This is a genomic window from Trujillonella humicola (assembly GCF_046233715.1).
In the GTDB taxonomy this organism is placed as follows: domain Bacteria; phylum Actinomycetota; class Actinomycetes; order Mycobacteriales; family Geodermatophilaceae; genus Trujillonella; species Trujillonella humicola.
Window position 1 is genome coordinate 23,729 of the sequence record NZ_JBJNRJ010000010.1, and the last position, 16,881, is coordinate 40,609.

At 77.3% G+C, this 16,881-nt stretch carries 14 protein-coding genes; 6 read left to right on the plus strand and 8 right to left on the minus strand.

The annotated features are described in order from the left end of the window. Position 1: 1 nt before the first annotated feature. From ACK586_RS07645 to ACK586_RS07660, 4 genes are all read right to left on the minus strand, one after another. Positions 2 to 580 carry a rhodanese-like domain-containing protein gene (locus tag ACK586_RS07645; protein WP_409329862.1) on the minus strand — a complete coding sequence of 193 codons (579 nt, stop codon included), beginning with the start codon at positions 578 to 580 and terminating at the stop codon, positions 2 to 4. Then, positions 577 to 1,974 (minus strand): MBL fold metallo-hydrolase, encoded by a 1,398-nt coding sequence (locus ACK586_RS07650; protein ID WP_409329863.1) that lies wholly within the window; start codon positions 1,972 to 1,974, stop codon positions 577 to 579. The genes ACK586_RS07645 and ACK586_RS07650 overlap by 4 nt, the downstream gene beginning before the upstream one ends. Positions 1,975 to 2,000: 26 nt before the next feature. Continuing rightward, positions 2,001 to 2,315 (minus strand): rhodanese-like domain-containing protein, encoded by a 315-nt coding sequence (locus ACK586_RS07655; protein ID WP_409329864.1) that lies wholly within the window; start codon positions 2,313 to 2,315, stop codon positions 2,001 to 2,003. 123 nt (positions 2,316 to 2,438) lie between these two features. Next, entirely contained in the window at positions 2,439 to 3,632 is a 1,194-nt protein-coding gene (locus ACK586_RS07660) for a patatin-like phospholipase family protein (protein ID WP_409329865.1), read from the minus strand. 243 nt (positions 3,633 to 3,875) lie between these two features. Between ACK586_RS07660 and ACK586_RS07665 the strand changes: the two genes are divergently transcribed. From ACK586_RS07665 to ACK586_RS07675, 3 genes are read left to right on the plus strand one after another with little or no spacing between them, the layout of a single operon-like run. Further along, positions 3,876 to 4,496 carry a hypothetical protein gene (locus ACK586_RS07665; protein WP_409329866.1) on the plus strand — a complete coding sequence of 207 codons (621 nt, stop codon included), beginning with the start codon at positions 3,876 to 3,878 and terminating at the stop codon, positions 4,494 to 4,496. Next, a complete protein-coding gene (locus tag ACK586_RS07670; protein WP_409329867.1) occupies positions 4,493 to 5,566 on the plus strand; it encodes a hypothetical protein in 1,074 nt (357 codons plus the stop codon). The genes ACK586_RS07665 and ACK586_RS07670 overlap by 4 nt, the downstream gene beginning before the upstream one ends. A gap of 22 nt (positions 5,567 to 5,588) precedes the next feature. Beyond that, positions 5,589 to 8,522 carry an FtsW/RodA/SpoVE family cell cycle protein gene (locus tag ACK586_RS07675; RefSeq protein WP_409329868.1) on the plus strand — a complete coding sequence of 978 codons (2,934 nt, stop codon included), beginning with the start codon at positions 5,589 to 5,591 and terminating at the stop codon, positions 8,520 to 8,522. Between the two features lie 48 nt (positions 8,523 to 8,570). On the opposite strand, the gene ACK586_RS07680 is transcribed toward ACK586_RS07675, so the two are convergent. The 3 genes from ACK586_RS07680 to ACK586_RS07690 form a co-directional block, all read right to left on the minus strand. After that, positions 8,571 to 9,551 carry a rod shape-determining protein gene (locus ACK586_RS07680; protein ID WP_409329869.1) on the minus strand — a complete coding sequence of 327 codons (981 nt, stop codon included), beginning with the start codon at positions 9,549 to 9,551 and terminating at the stop codon, positions 8,571 to 8,573. Positions 9,552 to 9,702: 151 nt separating this feature from the next. Further along, on the minus strand, positions 9,703 to 11,190 hold the full coding sequence (locus ACK586_RS07685; RefSeq protein ID WP_409329870.1) for an aldehyde dehydrogenase: 1,488 nt from the start codon (positions 11,188 to 11,190) through the stop codon (positions 9,703 to 9,705). Positions 11,191 to 11,277: 87 nt separating this feature from the next. After that, the gene (locus tag ACK586_RS07690; RefSeq protein ID WP_409329871.1) at positions 11,278 to 11,943 is read right to left on the minus strand and encodes a PAS domain-containing protein; all 666 of its coding nucleotides are present in this window, start codon (positions 11,941 to 11,943) and stop codon (positions 11,278 to 11,280) included. 266 nt (positions 11,944 to 12,209) lie between these two features. Between ACK586_RS07690 and ACK586_RS07695 the strand changes: the two genes are divergently transcribed. Further along, positions 12,210 to 13,541, plus strand: coding sequence for a phosphoribosyltransferase family protein (locus tag ACK586_RS07695; RefSeq protein ID WP_409329872.1), 1,332 nt, complete (start codon positions 12,210 to 12,212; stop codon positions 13,539 to 13,541). 82 nt (positions 13,542 to 13,623) lie between these two features. On the opposite strand, the gene ACK586_RS07700 is transcribed toward ACK586_RS07695, so the two are convergent. Beyond that, the gene (locus ACK586_RS07700; RefSeq protein WP_409329873.1) at positions 13,624 to 14,088 is read right to left on the minus strand and encodes an Hsp20/alpha crystallin family protein; all 465 of its coding nucleotides are present in this window, start codon (positions 14,086 to 14,088) and stop codon (positions 13,624 to 13,626) included. A 243-nt stretch (positions 14,089 to 14,331) separates the two neighbouring features. Between ACK586_RS07700 and ACK586_RS07705 the strand changes: the two genes are divergently transcribed. Both ACK586_RS07705 and ACK586_RS07710 read left to right on the plus strand, forming a co-directional pair. Beyond that, positions 14,332 to 14,787: a GyrI-like domain-containing protein gene (locus ACK586_RS07705; RefSeq protein ID WP_409329874.1), complete on the plus strand. Its 456-nt coding sequence runs from the start codon at positions 14,332 to 14,334 to the stop codon at positions 14,785 to 14,787. A 160-nt stretch (positions 14,788 to 14,947) separates the two neighbouring features. Next, positions 14,948 to 16,783, plus strand: coding sequence for an AMP-dependent synthetase/ligase (locus ACK586_RS07710; protein WP_409329875.1), 1,836 nt, complete (start codon positions 14,948 to 14,950; stop codon positions 16,781 to 16,783). The last annotated feature ends 98 nt before the right edge of the window (positions 16,784 to 16,881 follow it).

Here is a 16,881-nt window from a genome sequence, read left to right on the forward strand (position 1 = left end):
GTCACCCCTGCCGGGTCAGCCGGTCCAGCGCCGAGCCCGCGGGCGTGGCGCCGCGCCGGTTCCACGGCATCCGGGCCAGCGCCGTGCCCATCGCGCAGGTGTTCGTCGCCGCCGCGACCACCAGCCCGCCGCCGACGGCGCCGGACAGCCACTTCGCCGCCGGTGCGACGGTGCTGGCGAGGATCCCGGCGAGCACGAGCGAACCGGCGGCCAGCCGGACCTGGCGCTCGAGCTCCCAGGTCCGGCGGCCCCTGTTCACCGCGCCGCCGGCGCGCTCCCAGTCCGCGATGCCGCCGCTGAGGACGGCGGGGGAGGCGAGGCCGGCGGACTGCAGGGCCTCCTGCGCCCGGCCGGCGCGGGCTCCCGAGCGGCACACCAGGACGACGTCGTGGTGGTCGTCCAGCAGCCGGCACACGTCGTCCAGCGAGCCGCGCAGCTCGTCGAGGGGGACGTTGACCGCACCGGGGATGTGCCCGGCCTCGAACTCGGCCGGGGTGCGGACGTCGATCAGGGTCGGGAGCCGGTCGCCGGTCCCGCCGAGGCGTCCGGCGAGCGTGGGGGAGTCGACGGTCCGGCTCACGCGGGCACCTCCTCGCGCTCGGTGACCAGCGGCAGCCCGGCCGGGCCGGCCGCGTCGAAGGAGTCGTCGACGGCCACGACGTCGAGCGGGTGCGCCTCGGCGCCGTGCGCGTCGAGCAGCGCGGCGACCACCCCCGCCCGGTAGCCACCGGCGCAGTGCACCCAGACCTCGCCGGCCGGCACCTCGTCGATGCGTCCCAGCACCTCGTGGATCGGGATGTGCAGCGAGCCGGCGATGTGCTGCCCGGCGCGCTCGGAGTCGCGGCGCACGTCCAGGACCACGGTGTCCGGGGACCGCCGCAGCTGCGCGGCGAGGTCGGCGAAGGTGGCGGTGCGGTAGGTGCGCAGCGGCTGCCCGCCGGACCAGTCGGCGGGCCCGCCGGTGGCCATGGCGGCCGGGCGGTCGATGCCGACCCGGACCAGCTCCCGCTGGGCCTCGGCGACGTCGCCGGCGGTCTTCCCGAGCAGGGTGACCGGTGTGCCCCACGGGATGAGCCAGGCGAGGTAGGTCACGAAGGGGCCGTCGAGGCCGAAGTTCAGCGTGCCCCGCACGTGCCCGGCCGCGAACGCGGTCCGGCTGCGCAGGTCGACCACCCACTCGCCGGCCTCGATCCGCTCCCGCAGCTGCGCGGGGTCGGCCGGCTCGGGGGGCGAGAGGTCGACGTCGGCCGGTCCGGCGGAGTTGGCCGGGGCCATGTGCGCGTAGTACGCCGGGTAGGCGTCCAGGCCGGCCAGCAGGTCGGCGACGTAGCGCTCCTCGTCGCTGGTCAGCACCGGGTTGGCCAGCTTCTCCTGCCCGATGGTGCTCGCCGTCGCGTCGGACTGGGTGGCCGAGCAGAAGCTGCCGAACCCGTGGGTGGGGTAGACGGCGGTCGCGTCGGGCAGCTCGGCGGCCAGCCGGCGCGCGGAGTGCCACTGGGCGTGGGCGAGCGTGTCGGTGTGGTCGGGGCCGAGCAGGTCCGGCCGGCCGGTGGAGCCGTACAGCAGCGAGCCCCCGGTGAACACCGCGACCGGCTCGTCCCCGTCGGACAGCGCGAACGACAGGTGGGTGTGCGTGTGACCCGGGGTGAGCAGCACCCGGACCCGCATCCGGTCGCCGACCGCCACGACGTCGCCGTCCCGCACCCCGACGCGGTCGAAGGACACCGGGTCGTCGGCGTTGAGCAGGTACCGGGCGCCGACGTCACGGGCCAGCTCGTACCCGCCGGTCACGTAGTCGTTGTGGATGTGGGACTCGAGGACGTGCGTGATGCGGACGCCGGCGGCCTCGGCCAGCGCCAGCACGCGGTCGGTGTCGCGCTGGGGGTCGACCACCAGCGCCACCTGCCCGTCGTGGGCGAGGTAGGTCCGGTCACCCAGGCCGGGGGTGTCCAGGGTCAGGACGGTGACGGTCATCGGGGTGCTCCTCTCGGGCCGGCGGGTCATGCGCCGCTGTCGCAGGGGTGGCCGGAGGCGATCCAGGCGGCGGTGCCGCCGGCCACGTTGGTGGCGTCCACGCCCGCGGTGCGCAGGAACGCCGTGGCCTCGGCGCTGCGGCGTCCGGACTGGCAGACGACGTACACGGGGACGCCCGGCCGCAGCCCGGCGACCTGGGACCGCAGCCGGCCCAGCGGGAGGTTGCGTGCACCGGGCACGTGCCCGCGGCGGTACTCGTCCGGCTCGCGGACGTCGAGGACGAGCACGGCGCCCGCACGCAGGCGGACGGCGAGCGTCGTGGGGTCGATCTCGGGGATCACGGGGGTCTCCTCTCCCGATCGGCAGCTCCGACCATATACCCCGGGGGGTATCTGCGCCAACGGTCGACCGGGCCGCGGTGTTCCCGGACGTCCGCTCCCGGGCCGGCCGCGTCGGCGACCTGGTCACGACCGGTGCGCCTCGATCCCGTCGCCGTCCGGCCGACCGTTCCCGCGCGACGGCGGGCCCGGCGCGGGCGGCGGCTCCCGGTCCGGCCGGTCGCGCAGGGCGTCGAGCGTGGTCCGCCGGCCGGCGCGCATGAACTCCGGCCAGCCCGAGGGGTCGAGGAACTGCGCGTAGAAGCCGGTGCCCCGCAGCTCCCGGTACGGCACCGGCTCCACCATCAGCACGCGCGCGGCCGCATGCAGACGCGCCAGGTTCTCGCGGGCCAGCTGGACCTGCTGGCTGGTGCGCACCTGGCCGGCCACCGCCAGCAGGCTGAGCCGGCGTCGTTCCCAGCCGGTCGCGTCCTCGCCGGCGAACCCGGGCGGGTAGAAGGCGTTGACCGCGAGCGCGGTGTCCACCGGCGGCTCGATGTCCAGCACCGGGTGCACCGGGAAGATGTCGACGATGCCGCCGTCGCACCACCAGCGCCCGCCCAGCGCCGCCGGCTGCACGAACAGCGGCAGGGAGACGGCCAGGCGGACGGCCCGCGCCACGGGCAGGTCCGGGTACGTCCGCGGCCCGAGGTACTCGACGGTGTTGGTCTCGATGTTCCAGATCGGCGCGTAGGCAGGGGTGACCAGCTCCCCGAGGGTGCGGTCACCGAGCCGGCGGCGGTAGAACTCCTCCAGGCGGTTGCCCCGCACCAGCCCGGCCCAGCCGCGGTCACCGTCGAGCAGGGCGCGGCCGAGATCGCGCCACGACACGTCGACGTGCTTCCGCGGTTCCAGCGAGCCCACGAGCCGCGCGGTCTCGGCCGCGGACAGCCCGGCCGCCAGCGGGAAGCCGAAGAGCGCGCCCCCGGAGCACAGCGACCAGACCGCCACCCGGGTGCCGGTCTCCTCGAACGCCCGGGCGACACCGATCAGCGAGGCCAGGGCTCCGCTGCCGCCGGTGCTCACCACGCCGACCCGGCCGGTCAGGGCGGGCACGCCCGCAGCCCGCTCCGTGGGGAACGGGGCGCCGTGCGGGCGGGGCCGCCGCCGGGGGAGGGGCAGCACGGCACGCCCGACCGTGCCCAGGAAGCCGAGGTCCGCCGCGACGCCGACGGCGAGATCGCGCGCGCGGGTCAGCACGTCGAAGTACTGGCGGACCCGGAAGACGTCGAGCGCTGCGTCGAGCGGGCTCGGGCCGCGGGCACTGCCCGCACTCGTCACGGCCCACCTCCGGCGTCGACCGGCGTCCTGCGGGCAGCCTCCCCGGCTCCCTCCTGGCCCCTCAGGGGCGAACGGCACCCGCCCGGGTGAGCAAGGGCCCGGACGGGCCCGACGGGCTCTGGGTCACCGGGAGGAGGGACCTTGGTCGGTGCCGCACACCGACCGGCGGGGGCCAGGATCCGCGGTACGGGACGGACCGGTGCCGTTCGGTTCCCACGGCTGAGTCGAGGCTCGGGGGTCGCGATGGTGGAGGGCAGCAGGCGGGCCGGGACGCCGGGTCCGGTCGTCCCGGCCCTCCTGGTCGTGGTGGCCGCGGCCCTGGCCGGCTGCGCCGCCGAGCCGGACCCGGGCCGGCCGGCGCCCCCGGCCGCCACCGCGGTCGACTGGCTGGACACCACCTACTCCCTGACGTGCGACGGGGTGGCCCCCGGCGAGCTGCGGGCGACCGTCGTCCGCGGCACCGCCCGGGTGCCGGCGGACGCCGCGGTGCCACCCCACTACGACCACTACGACGTGCGGGTCTCGGCCACGGCGCGCGGAGACCTGGACGGCGACGGCGCCGCCGACACCGCCGTGCTGCTGAGCTGCTCCCCGCAGCCGTCGAACGGCGAGCTCCAGGAGGTGCAGGCCTTCGCGGCCGACGGCACCCGGCTCGGCGTCCTGCCCTCCCCGCGGACGCTGCGGCGGGGGACGGAGATCCCGCCGGTCTACGACCCGGCGGGCCTGGCGGTCCGCGGGCAGGAGATCGTCGCCGGTATGCGGGCCTACGGCCCGGCCGACACCCACGCCGGCGGCCCGTCGGTCCCCCTGACCGTCCGGTGGCGCTTCGACGGGCGCGACTTCGTGCGGGTGGCGGCGTCGTGACCGGCCCGCGGGACCCGGAGGGCGTGGACCTGGGTCACCTGCTGTCCCTGGCCCGGCTCACCCCCGCCCAGGCCGTCGAGCTGGCCGCCGGCGTGCTCGACGGCGCGGACCGCGGCGGCCCGGCGGCTCCGGTCGTCACCGCCGACGGCCGCGTGCTGCCCGGGCCCGCCGGCGGGGCCGGGCGGCCGGGCGAGGCGGCGCGGCCGCAGCGGGCGGCGGCGCTCCTGGCCGACATCGCGGCGGCGGCCCACCCGGCCGGGCCGGCCGAGGAGCGGCTGCTCGCCGACGTGCGTCACGCGGGAGAGGCCCTTCCCGGAGCGGACGCGGCACGGCTCAGGGTGCGGGAGGCAGCGGCACGTGCCGACGGGCCGGCGGTCCGCGCGGAACTCGCGGCCCTGGTGCGGACCGTCCGGGCGGTGCCCGGTCCGGCGTCCCGGCCGGTACCGCGGTCCGTCGCCGGCCGGCCCGCCGCACGCGGCGGCGCAGCCCGGGCGGAGCGGCCCGCCGAGCGCGGCCCCGCGGGCCGGCCCCGGGCCACCGGACGGCGACTCGGCGCCTGGCTGGTGTCCCTCGTGGTGCTCGCCGCCGTGGTCGCGGCCGAGGTCGTGCTGCTGCGCGACGACATCGCCGCGGACATCGCTCTCCTCCTGGACGCCGGCCGGGACGGGACGGAGCGGTCGTCGACCGGGCCGTCCGCCGACCCCCCGGTCCCGGCGGCCGCGGCCCCGGCCGCCGGGCGCGTGGCCGGGGTGGACCTCCGCCTGCTGGACGCGTGCGCACCGGGCGCGCCGTGCGCCGTTCGGGTGCTCGTCCGGCTGGTCCCCGGTGCCGAGACCTCGGTCGTCACCTGGTCCTACCGCGTGCTGGACCGGTGCACCGGTGCCGCCGGCACGGTCCCGGGCGGCACGGTCACCGTCGCCCCGCAGGCCGGGTCGGCGGTCGCGGTCGGCACGATCCCGCTGCCCCCGGCCGCCGGGATCGCGGTCAGCGCGGTCACCGACGCGCCCGCGGTCGCCGCCTCGCCGCCGGTGGCGGTCGGGTCCTGCAGCTCCGGCGCCGGTCCCGGCTGACGGCCGCAGGAGGGGATCGGACGTGTCGAGGGCCCGAGCTCCCGAGGTCACCGAGCGGCGCCGCACCCGCGAGGCGCGCCGCGACCGGCGGGGCGCCGCGTTCGACCTGCTGGCCGTCGTCGCCGCGCTGGCCCTGGTGGGCCTGGGCCTGGCCAACCTGGTCCTCGTCGGCGCCGCCGACCTCGCCGCCCGGCAGGGGCTCATCGCCGCCGGTGGGCTGCTCGCGCTCGCGGCGGCCTGGCGGTTCCGTGCGCGGTCCCTGGCCGCGCTCTCCTGGGTGACCTACGTGTTCGCGGTGCTGCTGCTCGTCGGTGTCCTGGCGGTCGGCCTGTCGGCCAACGGCGCGACCCGGTGGTTCGCCATCGGCTCGCTGACCTTCCAGCCCTCGGAGCTGGCCAAGATCGGCCTGCTCCTGGTGCTGGCCGCCGTCCTGGGGTCCGGCCGGCCCGCGTGGCAGCGCTTCTGGCTGGCGCTGGTGCTGGCGGCGGTGCCGATCGGCCTGACCCTGCTGCAGCCCGACCTCAGCACCACGATGCTGCTGGTGGTCCTGACCACGGTGATGCTCGTCCTCGGACGGGTGCCGGCGCGGTTCCTGCTGCCGCTGGCCGCCACCGCAGCAGTGGCGGCGCCGCTGCTGATCGGCATGCTGCGGCCCTACCAGGTGGCCCGCCTCGGCAGCTTCCTGGTCGGCGCCCACGAGTCGCCGACCGGGTCGGGCTGGGCCGTCCGGCAGGCGCACATCGCCCTGGGCTCGGCGGGGCTGTTCGGGCGCGGCGAGGACCCGCTGCGGGAGCTGCGGGCGCAGTACCTGCCCGAGCGCGACACCGACCTGGCGCCGGCCAGCCTGGTCGGTCAGTGGGGGCTGGCGGCCGGCGCCCTGGTGGTGCTCGCCGCCCTGCTGCTGGTGTGGCGGCTGGCCCTGGCCGGGCGCGCGGCCCGCACCCCGCAGGGCGCGCTGGTGGCCGGCGGGCTGGCGATCCTGATCGGCGTGGAGACCGTGGTCTCCGTCGGCGCCAACCTGGGCCTGCTGCCCCTGGCCGGCGTCCCGTTCCCGCTGCTCAGCTACGGCGGCACCGCGCTGGTCGTGCACCTGGCCGCCATCGGCGTCGTCCTGTCCGTCCGCCGGGACGGTGCGCGGCGCCGGCTGTGGGCACCGGTGTCGCGGCGCAGCATCCGTCCGCGGCTGGTCCGGCTGGGCGCGGTCGCGCTGTCGCTGCTCATGCTGTCGTTCGGGTTCTACGGCTGGCGGCTCCAGGCGACCCGCGGGGAGGAGCTGCAGGTCGTCGGCGACGACCAGATGACGCGCTGCCTGCGCCTGCCGGCGCCGCGGGGAGCCATCACCGACCGGCACGACGCGCCGCTGGCGGTGAACGCCGCCGACGTCGGGGCGGGCGTGGACCGGGTGCTCGTGGTCCCCGCCCTGCTGCGTGCCCGGCCCGCCGACGTCGACCGCCTCGCCGACCTGGTCGGCCGCCCTCGCCCGGACCTGCAGGCCGAGCTGGACGCGACCGCGGACACCACGCTGTCGCTGCCGGTGGCCGACGTGCCCCGCGGAGTCGCCGACGCGGTCACCGCCGCGGGCCTCGCCGGCGTCCTCGTCGTCCCCGAGCCGCGCCGGACCTACCCGGAGGGGGCGCTGCTCGGGCCGGTGCTGGGCTTCGTCGGGGTGGCCACGGCCGAGGACGAGCAGCGCTGGCCGAACCTGCCGGCGGGGGAGATCGTCGGCCGGGCCGGCCTGGAGCGGCAGTACGACGCGGTCCTGCGCGGGATCAACGGACGGCAGTGCGTGTACGTGGACCCGCGGGGCGTGCCGGTCGCGCTCGGGGAGCGCCGCGAGCCGGTGCGCGGGGCGGACCTGCGGCTCTCCCTCGACCTGGGCCTGCAGCGCCGGCTCGACGCGGGGGTCGCCGCGGCCGTCCGGGCCCAGCCGCGGCCCCGGGACAAGATCGGCGCCGCCGTGGCGATGGACCCGCGGACCGGCCAGGTGCTGGCCATCGCCAGCTACCCGTCGTTCGACAACAACCTCTACGGGCCGCCGCTGGACGCCGCGGCGCTGCAGGCCGCGGCCGAGGCACCGGGCTCCCCGATGCTCGAGCACGTCACCCAGGCCGTCGTGCCGCCGGGGTCGACGTTCAAGCTGGTCGTGGCCGCGGCCAACCAGATCCACCGGGTGTGGTCGCCGGACCTCGTGGTGCCGACCGGGGCGAGCTTCACCTACGGCGGGCACACCTTCGGCAACTGGCGGCCGATGGGCCCGATGGACCTGCGGCAGGCCATCGCCGTCTCCAACGACGTGTACTTCTACAAGCTCGCGCTCGCCCTCGGCCCGGAGGCGGTCGCCGAGACGGCCACCGCGCTGGGCGTGGGGCGGCCGACCGGGATCGACCTGCCGGGGGAGTCCGCCGGCTACCTCGGCACTCCCGGGTCGGTCGAGGCCCGGGGCGGCACCTGGTACGGGGGGTCGACGGTGATCCTCGGCATCGGGCAGGGCGAGATCCAGGTGTCGCCGCTGCAGAACGCGCTGTGGACCGCCGCCCTGGCCACCGGCAGCCTCGTGACCCCGCGGCTGGGGATGACGGTCGGCACCGGGACGGCGCACACGGCGCTGCCGGCGCCGGCGGTCACGCCGCTGCCCTTCGCCGCCGATCTCGGCCCGGTGCGCGACGGGATGGTGGACGTCGTCACCGGCGGTACCGGTACCCGCGCCGGGGTGTACGGGGTGACGGTGGGGGCGAAGACCGGCACGGCCCAGGACGGCGGCCTGCGCGACGACGAGTACGACAACTGGATGTCGGCGGTCGCGCCGATGGAGGCCCCGGAGATCGCCCTCACCGTGCTGACCCAGGGCCCGGGGTCGGGTGCCAACAGCGCGTCGGGTGTGGCGGCCGACGGCCTGCGCTACTACCTCGACCACCGGGCGGAGATCCTGGCCACCGGACCGGTGGCCGGTCCCTGACCGTCCGGGCTCCGCGGCCGACCTGCCGGCCGGCGGCGGGCCCGGGGATCACCTCCGGCCGTAGGCCGCCAGCAGAGACCGGTCGCGCAGCGCGCGGGCGGCGCCCTCGGCGACGCAGGTGAGCGGTTCCTCGGCCGGCTTGACCGGCAGGCCCAGCGCCCGCTCCAGCTCCTGCGCGAGGCCGGGGACCAGGGAGGAGCCGCCGATGAGCAGCACCCCCTCGCCGAGCAGGTCGGCCACCGCCTGCGGCGGGAGCTCGTCCAGGCACCCGGTCAGCGAGCGCACCACCTCGGCCACGACCGGCCGGAGCGCCGCGGCCACCTCGGCCGCCGGCACGGTCACCAGCCCGGGGCGGCCGGTGGCGCCGTCGCGTCCCTGGGCGACGAGGGTGGCGTCCTCCGCGGCGGCGAGCACCTTGATCCGTTCGGCCTCCAGCTCGCCGACGTGCAGCTGGTGCTGCTCGCGCAGGAACCGGACGACGGCGCCGGTCATCTCCTCGCCACCCAGCGCGCAGGTGCGCGACGCCAGGACGCCGCCGTAGCAGAACGCCACCGCCTGAGCGGTGCCGCCGCCGACGTCGACGACCATGTGCACCCGCCGGTCGAGCGGGTCGAGACCGCAGCCCACGGCACCGGCGACGGTGTCGTCCAGCGCCGTCACCGGGCGGACACCGGCCTCCTCGGCCGCCTCCAGCAGTGCCCGGACCTCCAGCGCGGTGGCCCCCGCGGGGACGCCGACCACCGCGCGCAGCGGCGTCCACGCCCGCCGGCCGGCCCGCCGCAGCACCGCCCGCAAATAGGCCCGCGCGGTCTCCAGGTCGGCGATCCCCCCGTCGTGCACCGGGCGGACGGCGGTGTACCGGGCCGGGGCCCGGCCGAGCAGCTCGGCGGCCTCCGCGCCGACGGCGAGCGCGCGCAACCGCCGCGCGCCGGCCTGCAGCAGCATGGTGCTCGGGCCGTCGAAGACGACGCCGCGCCGGGGGTCGCTGACCACCGTGGTGGTGGTGCCGAGGTCGATGCCGAGATCCACGTGCGGCCTCCCGTCCCTGGGCCCCACCCGCCGGGTGCGAGCGAGCCGCCCCGGTCTCATGGTGACGCAGGGTGACCATCCGGCGGGCGGGGCGAAGGTCCCTGCCCCGGTGTCCTCGGCCCCTGCCCGGCACGCCCCTCGCCCGCGCCGATCACCCCAGCTGGAACGGGTCGCGGGTGCCGCCGGTCAGCTCGACGTACACCGCCTTGGTCTCCGTGTACTCGTGCAGCGCCTCGGTGCCGTTCTCCCGGCCGAGGCCGCTGCGGCCGAAGCCGCCGAACGGCATGTTGGGAGCGACCACCCGGTAGGCGTTGATCCAGACGGTGCCGGCGCGCAGCCGGGCGGCGACCCGGTGCGCCCGGTGCACGTCCTTGGTCCACACGGCGCCTGCCAGCCCGTAGGAGGTGTCGTTGGCCAGGGCCACGGCCTCGTCCTCGGTGGTGAACTCCAGCGCCGCGACCACCGGGCCGAACACCTCCTCACGGACGATCGACGCCGTCGGCGGCAGGCCCGTGACCACGGTCGGCTCGACGAACAGGCCGCCGAGCGCGGCGGCCGGCCCGCCGCCGCAGGCGAAGGTCGCACCCTGTTCACGGGCGCCGCGCAGGTGGCCGAGCACCTTCTCGTACTGCGGGACGTTGGCGACCGGGCCCATCTCCGTCCCGGCCTCGGTCGGGTCGCCCAGCGTGATGGTGCGGGCCCGCGCCGCGACCCGCTCGACCAGCGCGTCGTGGACGTCGGCGTGGACGACGAGCCGGGAGCCGGCCATGCAGGTCTGCCCGGTCGCGACGAAGACCCCGGCGACCACCCCGTTGGCGGCGGCATCGAGGTCGGCGTCCGGGAAGACGACCTGTGCGCTCTTGCCGCCGAGCTCGAGGGTGACCCGGTTGACGTTGGCCACGGCCGCCCGCGCGACCCGCACCCCGGTCGCCGTCGACCCGGTGAACGCGATCTTGTCCACGCCGGGGTGCCCGGCGAGGTGCTCGCCGGTCGACCGGTCCCAGCCGGGCACGACGTTGAACACCCCTGCCGGCAGTCCCGCCCCGGCCAGCACCTCGGCGAGGGCGACCGTGGAGGCGGGGGAGTGCTCCGACGGTTTCGCCACGACGGTGTTGCCGGCGGCCAGCGCCGGGGCCAGCTTCCAGGTGAGCAGGAGCAGCGGCGAGTTCCACGGCGTGATGGCGCCGACCACGCCGACCGGGACGCGCTGGGTGTACCCGAAGTAGTTCGGGTTGAGCGGCGGGATCGTCCGCCCTTCCAGCTTGTCGGCGAGGCCGGCGAAGTAGAAGAACCACTGCGGCAGGGCGCGCGCCTGCCCGCGCATCTCGCGCAGCAGCTTCCCCGAGTCCCTGACCTCGAGCAGCGCCAGCCGGTCGGCCGCCGCCTCCAGCGCCGTTGCGCAGGAGCGCAGGACCGCCGCGCGCTGGAACCCGGTCATCGCGCCCCACTCGCCGTCGAGGGCGGCGCGGGCTGCGGCGACCGCCGCGTCGACGTCCTCCGGGCCCCCGTCGGCGACGACCGCCCACGGCCGGCCGGTGTAGGGGTCCTGCGAGGCGAACGTCCGGCCCGACAGCGCATCGACCGGGTGCCCGCCGATCACGAGCCGGAACTCCTCGAGCGGGGTGGCGGCGTCGGCCATGGAGTGCTCCTCGAGGGCGGGGGTCCTCCCTACCGCTCCTCGCCCCGAGGCGCCAGGTTCCTGCCGCCGCGTCGCAGCCGCCGTCGGTCAGCCGGCGTCGCTCATCGGCCGGCCGGCGTCGCTCATCGGCCGGCCGGCGCGGATCTCCAGCCGCAGCGTGGCCAGCTCGGCGGAGCGGAGGGGGTCCGGGCCGCGCAGGGTCTCCAGCACGAGCCGCTCGGAGGAGGTGACGATCGCCACGACCTCCTCGGCCGGCACCTCGGGGAACCGGCTCGCCAGCTCCTCGGCGACGTCCCCGAGGTGCGCGCGGGGCACGGGGGCCGCGCCGCGCCAGCCGTCCGCGATCTCCGTGACGTCCTGCACGTGGTGCAGCACGCCGGTGACGCGGCCGTCCTCGTGGACCGGGCTGTTCACCGGCGCCCACACCCTGCGGGCGAAGCGCCCGGGTCGGCCCAGCACGGGCACGTCGTAGCGCTGGAAGCCCATCCAGTCACGCGCACCGGCACGCAGTACCCGCTCCACCGACTCCGACACCCGCCGGACGCCGTCGCCGGCCGGATCGGAGGGACCGGCCGGGAAGACGTCGAACGCGGGCCGGCCCAGCAGCAGCTCGGCGGGATGCGCCGTGGCCCGCACGAACGCCTCGTTCACCGCGCGGATCCGCATCCGGGTGTCGAGCAGCACGTACGGCGCCCGGTCGTCGCGGAACCACGCCGACCCCACGATCCCGGACACGAGCGAGTCAGAGACCACGCCGACCTCCCGGAGTCCGTGGGGCCCTCGCCCGGCGGCCGCGCGCACCGCCGTGGACGAGAATGGCATCCGCGCCGCTGCGTGACATCCCTCTGCGTGGCGTGCCTCGCGCGTGCCGCCTGTGGCGTCCCGGCCGCGACCGGCAGCGATGCACCTCGTGCTGGCGGAGGAGGGACGGTGGCCGCTGTCCCGGGGACTCCGGACGGCCCGTCGACCGGGGTCCAGCGGCCCTGACGGGCCGGTGCCGGCGGACGGACGATCGCCCCATGCTGCGGTTCCCGGACCGGACCGTCGCCGGCCGCGAGCTGGCTCGCCGGCTGGAGCACCTGCGCGGGGAGGACGTCGTCGTCCTGGGCCTGCCGCGCGGCGGGGTCCCGGTCGCCGCCGAGGTGGCGCGCGCCCTCGGCGCCCCGCTGGACGTGCTCGTCGTCCGCAAGCTGGGCGTCCCGTTCCAGCCGGAGGTGGCGATGGGCGCCGTGGGCGAGGGCGGCGTCCTGGTGCTCAACCAGGACGTGCTCGTGCACGCCGCCGTGGACTCCGCGGCCGTGACCGCCGCCGAGCGGCGCGAACGCGCCGAGGTGGACCGGCGTGCCCGGCTGTTGCGCCGGGGCCGGCCGCGGGTCGCCCTGGAGGGACGGACGGCGCTGCTGGTCGACGACGGCATCGCCACCGGCGCGACCGCCCGGGCCGCGGTCCGGGTCGCCCGCGCCCAGGGAGCGGCCCGGGTGGTGCTGGCCGCACCCGTCTGCTCCCCCCGGGCCGTACCGGTGCTCGACGCCGAGGTCGACGAGCTGGCGGTGCTGGCGGCGCCGACCGGCCTGGCCGCCGTCGGGCAGGTCTACGTCGACTTCCGCCCGGTCGAGGACGAGCAGGTGGTGCAGGTGCTCGACGGGGCGCCCCCGCCGCCGGGCCGGCCGCAGGCGCCGGAGGCGACGCCGGTCCCGGTGGTCGACGAGGAGGTCGTCGTCCGGTCCGGCACCGCGCGGCTGGCCGGTCGGCTCACCGTCCCGCCGGGCCCGCTCGGGGCGGTGGTCTTCGCGCACGGCAGCGGGAGCAGCCGGCACAGTCCCCGCAACCAGCGGGTCGCGGCGGTGCTCCGGGACGCCGGGCTGGCCACGCTGCTCGTCGATCTCCTCAGCCCCGGGGAGGAGCGGGACCGCCGGCGGGTGTTCGACATCGCCCTGCTCGCCGGCCGGCTCGGCGAGGCCGCGGCCCTCGCGGCGGCGCATCCGGCCTGCTACGGGCTGCCGCAGGGCTGGTTCGGTGCCAGCACGGGAGCCGGTGCGGCGCTCTGGGCCGCCGCGGAGCCCGGCGCGGACGTGGCCGCGATCGTCTCCCGCGGCGGCCGGCCCGATCTGGCCGGTCCGCGGCTGGGGCTCGTCCAGGCCCCGACGCTGCTCGTGGTCGGCGGCCGCGACGACGCGGTGCTCGAGCTGAACGAGCGGGCCGCGGCGCGGCTGCGCTGCGAGCACCGGCTGGTGGTGGTGCCGCGGGCCACGCACCTGTTCGAGGAGCCGGGCACCCTGGACGCGGCCGCCGGTCTGGCCCGGGACTGGTTCCTCGCCCACCTCGCCCGCGCGGCGCAGCCGCCGGGCTGACCGGCCCCGGCGGACGCGCGCGAGCCGCCGCCCGGCGCAGGTGCCCCGCCGGGCGGCGTCGCCGGGGACGGCCCGGGAGCGCTCAGGCCTTCGAGACCGGGATCCGCCTCGGCTCCCCCTCACCGGCCGGCGGCGCGACGGGGACGCGGATCTCCAGGACGCCGTCGCGGTAGTCGGCCCGGATGTCGTCCGGCGTCGCCCCCTGGGCGAGCGGGAGGGTGCGGGTGAAGCTCCCGTAGCGCATCTCGTGCCGGGTGAAGCCCTTCTTCTCCACGTCCTCCTCGACCCGGCGCTCGGCGTCGATGCGCAGCATGCCGTCGGTCAGCGTGATCTCGACGTCCTTGTCCGGGTCGATGCCGGGCAGCTCGGCGCGGATGACCTGGGTGCCGTCGTCGCGGTACTCGTCGACGCGGATCACGTCCTCGCCGGGCGCCTCGCCCAGGATCCGGCGTACCGGCACGGTCCGCATCCACTCGTCGAAGAGGCGGTCGAGCCGGCTCCACGGCGACTCCAGCGTGCGCCGGTCGCGTTCCTGCAGGGCGGTCATGGGGTGCTCCTCTGGCTGGGAAGGGGATGGGGCTCCTCCACCGTGGCGAGCGCCGTGCGCGGGGGTGCAGGGGCGGAGGTCCCGTTCGGGCGGTCCCTTCCACTCCGGTCCCCCGGGGGTCCCGGCGGTGCGGTCGCGACCAGCCGGAAGGCCGGGCGCCGCGGGACCTCCGGCCCCTGTCGACCGGTGGCGCCGGAGCCCGATGCTCGCCACGGCACGGTGACGACAGAGGTGGAGGACCCGGTGCGCACCGTCCACGTGGACGTGACGGAGACGACCGCCCGCCCGGCCGCGGTGGTCCGCGGGCACGCGACCCGCGACGGGCTGCCGTCCTTCCTCGGCGGCGCCTTCGACGCCGTGCTCCGGGCGCTGGCCGGGCAGGACCGCCGGCCGGCCGGGCCGCCCTTCGCGCGCTACCGGGTGGTCGAGGACGGCTTCCACCTGGAGGCGGGCTTCCCGGCCGACGGACCGGTGGGTGCGGCGGACCGGGTGGTCCCCGCCGAGCTCCCCGGCGGCACCACGGCCACCACCGTGCACCGGGGCAGCTACGAGTCCCTGGGCGACACCTACGCGGCCCTGGACGCGTGGCTGCTCGAGCACGGCTTCGAACCGGCGGGGGAGGCGTGGGAGTCCTACCTCGACGACCCCGGTGCGGTGCAGCCCCGGACGCTGGTGAGCCGGCCCTGCCGCCGCCGCTGACCGCACAGGCCCGCGGTTCGGGCTGTCCGGCCCTGCCGCGGGGACCTTGGCCCGTGCCGGGTCACCGGCCGCCGGCCGCAGGATCGGCACGGGCCCCGATGGTCGGGGGCAGGACGCAGGCCGGCCGGCAGTCGACCGGCCGGGGGAGGCGGGAGACACCATGACCGCGACCAGCACGGTTCCGCACGCCGGGATGCACCCGAGGCCGGCACCGTCGGTGGCCCGCATGTTCCGGGACCGCGTGGCGGCGAGCGGGGACGCCGAGGCGTACCGCCACCCGGTGGAGGGGGGCGGGTGGACCTCGGTCACGTGGCGGGACGCGGACGCCGCGGTGACCGAGCTCGCGGCCGGGCTGCTCGCCCTGGGGCTGCGGCCGGAGGAGCGGGTGGGCATCCTCGCCGCCACGCGGGTCGAGTGGCTGTACGCCGACCTCGCCGTCATGTGCGCCGGCGGGGCGACGACGACCGTCTACCCCTCCTGCGGAGCCGACGACGTGGCCTTCATCCTGTCCGACAGCGGCTCGCGGGTGGTCTTCGCCGAGGACGACGCCCAGATCGCCAAGCTGCGCGACCGCCGCGACCAGTTGCCCGACGTGATCCGGGTGGTCACGTTCGACGGCGCGGCGGACGGCGACTGGGTGCTGACCACGGCCGACCTGCGGGCGCTCGGCGCCGACCACCTCGCCCGGGACCCGGGAGCCGTGGACGCGGCGGTGGCCGCCGTCCGCCCCGAGCACCTGGCCACCGTCATCTACACCTCCGGCACCACCGGGCGGCCCAAGGGGGTGGAGCTGCCGCACCGCTGCTGGACCTACATCGCCGCCGCCGGCCAGGAACTGGGGCTGCTCCGCGAGGACGACCTGCAGTACCTGTGGCTGCCGCTGGCCCACTCCTTCGGGAAGATGCTCGAAGCCGTGCAACTGCAGATCGGTTTCGCCACGGCGGTGGACGGCCGGGTCGACCGCATCGTCGAGGGCCTGGCCGCCGTCCGCCCCACGTTCATGGCCGGCCCGCCGCGCGTCTTCGAGAAGACCCACGCGACGATAGTGCAGACCCTGCAGGAGCGCGGCGGAGCCGCGGCCCGGCTCGGCACCTGGGCGTTCGCCGTCGGCGCCCAGGCGGCCCGGGCCCGGGCCGAGGGCCGGGCGGTGGGTCCGCTGCTGAGGGCCCGGCACGCGCTGGCCGACCGGCTGGTGCTGTCGAAGATCCGGGCCCGGCTCGGTGGCCGGATCCGCTACCTGGTGTCGGGCAGCGCCGCGCTCTCCCCGGACATCGCCAGGTGGTTCGCCGCGGTGGGCCTGACCGTGCTCGAGGGCTACGGCCTCACCGAGACCTCCGGCGGAGCCTGCCTGGACGACCTCGACCACCCCACCCCCGGCACGGTGGGGACGCCGCTGCCGGGCACCGAGATCCGCATCGCCGAGGACGGCGAGATCCTGATCCGTGGCCCGCTGGTGATGCGCGGGTACCACGGCCGGCCCGAGGCCACCGCGGAGGTGCTGGACCCGGAGGGGTGGCTGGCGACCGGCGACGTCGGAGAGCTGGACGAGGCCGGCCGGCTGCGGGTGACCGACCGGAAGAAGGACCTGATCAAGACCTCGGGCGGCAAGTACATCGCGCCGCAGGCCATCGAGAGCCTGTTCAAGGCGGTGTGCCCGCTGGCCGGCCAGATGATCGTCCACGGGGACGGGCGCAGCCACGCGACCGCGCTGATCAGCCTCGACGGCGACGCGCTGGCGCGGTGGGGACGCGCCCACGGGCGGGCCGACGGCGACTACGCCACCCTCGTGCACGACCCCGAGGTGCACGCCGAGGTGCGCGCCCGCGTGGACGAGCTCAACGCCCGGCTCAACCGGTGGGAGACGATCAAGGACTTCCGCGTGCTCGACCACGACCTGTCGGTCGAGGCGGGGGAGCTGACACCGAGCATGAAGGTGCGGCGCAGGGCCGTCGAGACGCGGTACCGGTCGGTGCTGGACGAGATGTACGCCTCCTGACCGCGCGCGCTCCCGGCCGATCGGCCCCGTCGGGCCCGGGACCACCGGCCCGCAGGTCCGGCCCTCGGCCCCCGGACCGGGGAGCGGACGGGCGGCCA

Excerpts from the sequence above, each read along its gene's own strand:
- ACK586_RS07650 (WP_409329863.1), bottom strand. The coding sequence starts at position 1,974 with ATGACCGTCACCGTCCTGACCCTGGACACCCCCGGCCTGGGTGACCGG.
- ACK586_RS07665 (WP_409329866.1), top strand. The coding sequence starts at position 3,876 with ATGGTGGAGGGCAGCAGGCGGGCCGGGACGCCGGGTCCGGTCGTCCCG.
- ACK586_RS07685 (WP_409329870.1), bottom strand. The coding sequence starts at position 11,190 with ATGGCCGACGCCGCCACCCCGCTCGAGGAGTTCCGGCTCGTGATCGGC.
- ACK586_RS07695 (WP_409329872.1), top strand. The coding sequence starts at position 12,210 with ATGCTGCGGTTCCCGGACCGGACCGTCGCCGGCCGCGAGCTGGCTCGC.
- ACK586_RS07700 (WP_409329873.1), bottom strand. The coding sequence starts at position 14,088 with ATGACCGCCCTGCAGGAACGCGACCGGCGCACGCTGGAGTCGCCGTGG.
- ACK586_RS07710 (WP_409329875.1), top strand. The coding sequence starts at position 14,948 with ATGACCGCGACCAGCACGGTTCCGCACGCCGGGATGCACCCGAGGCCG.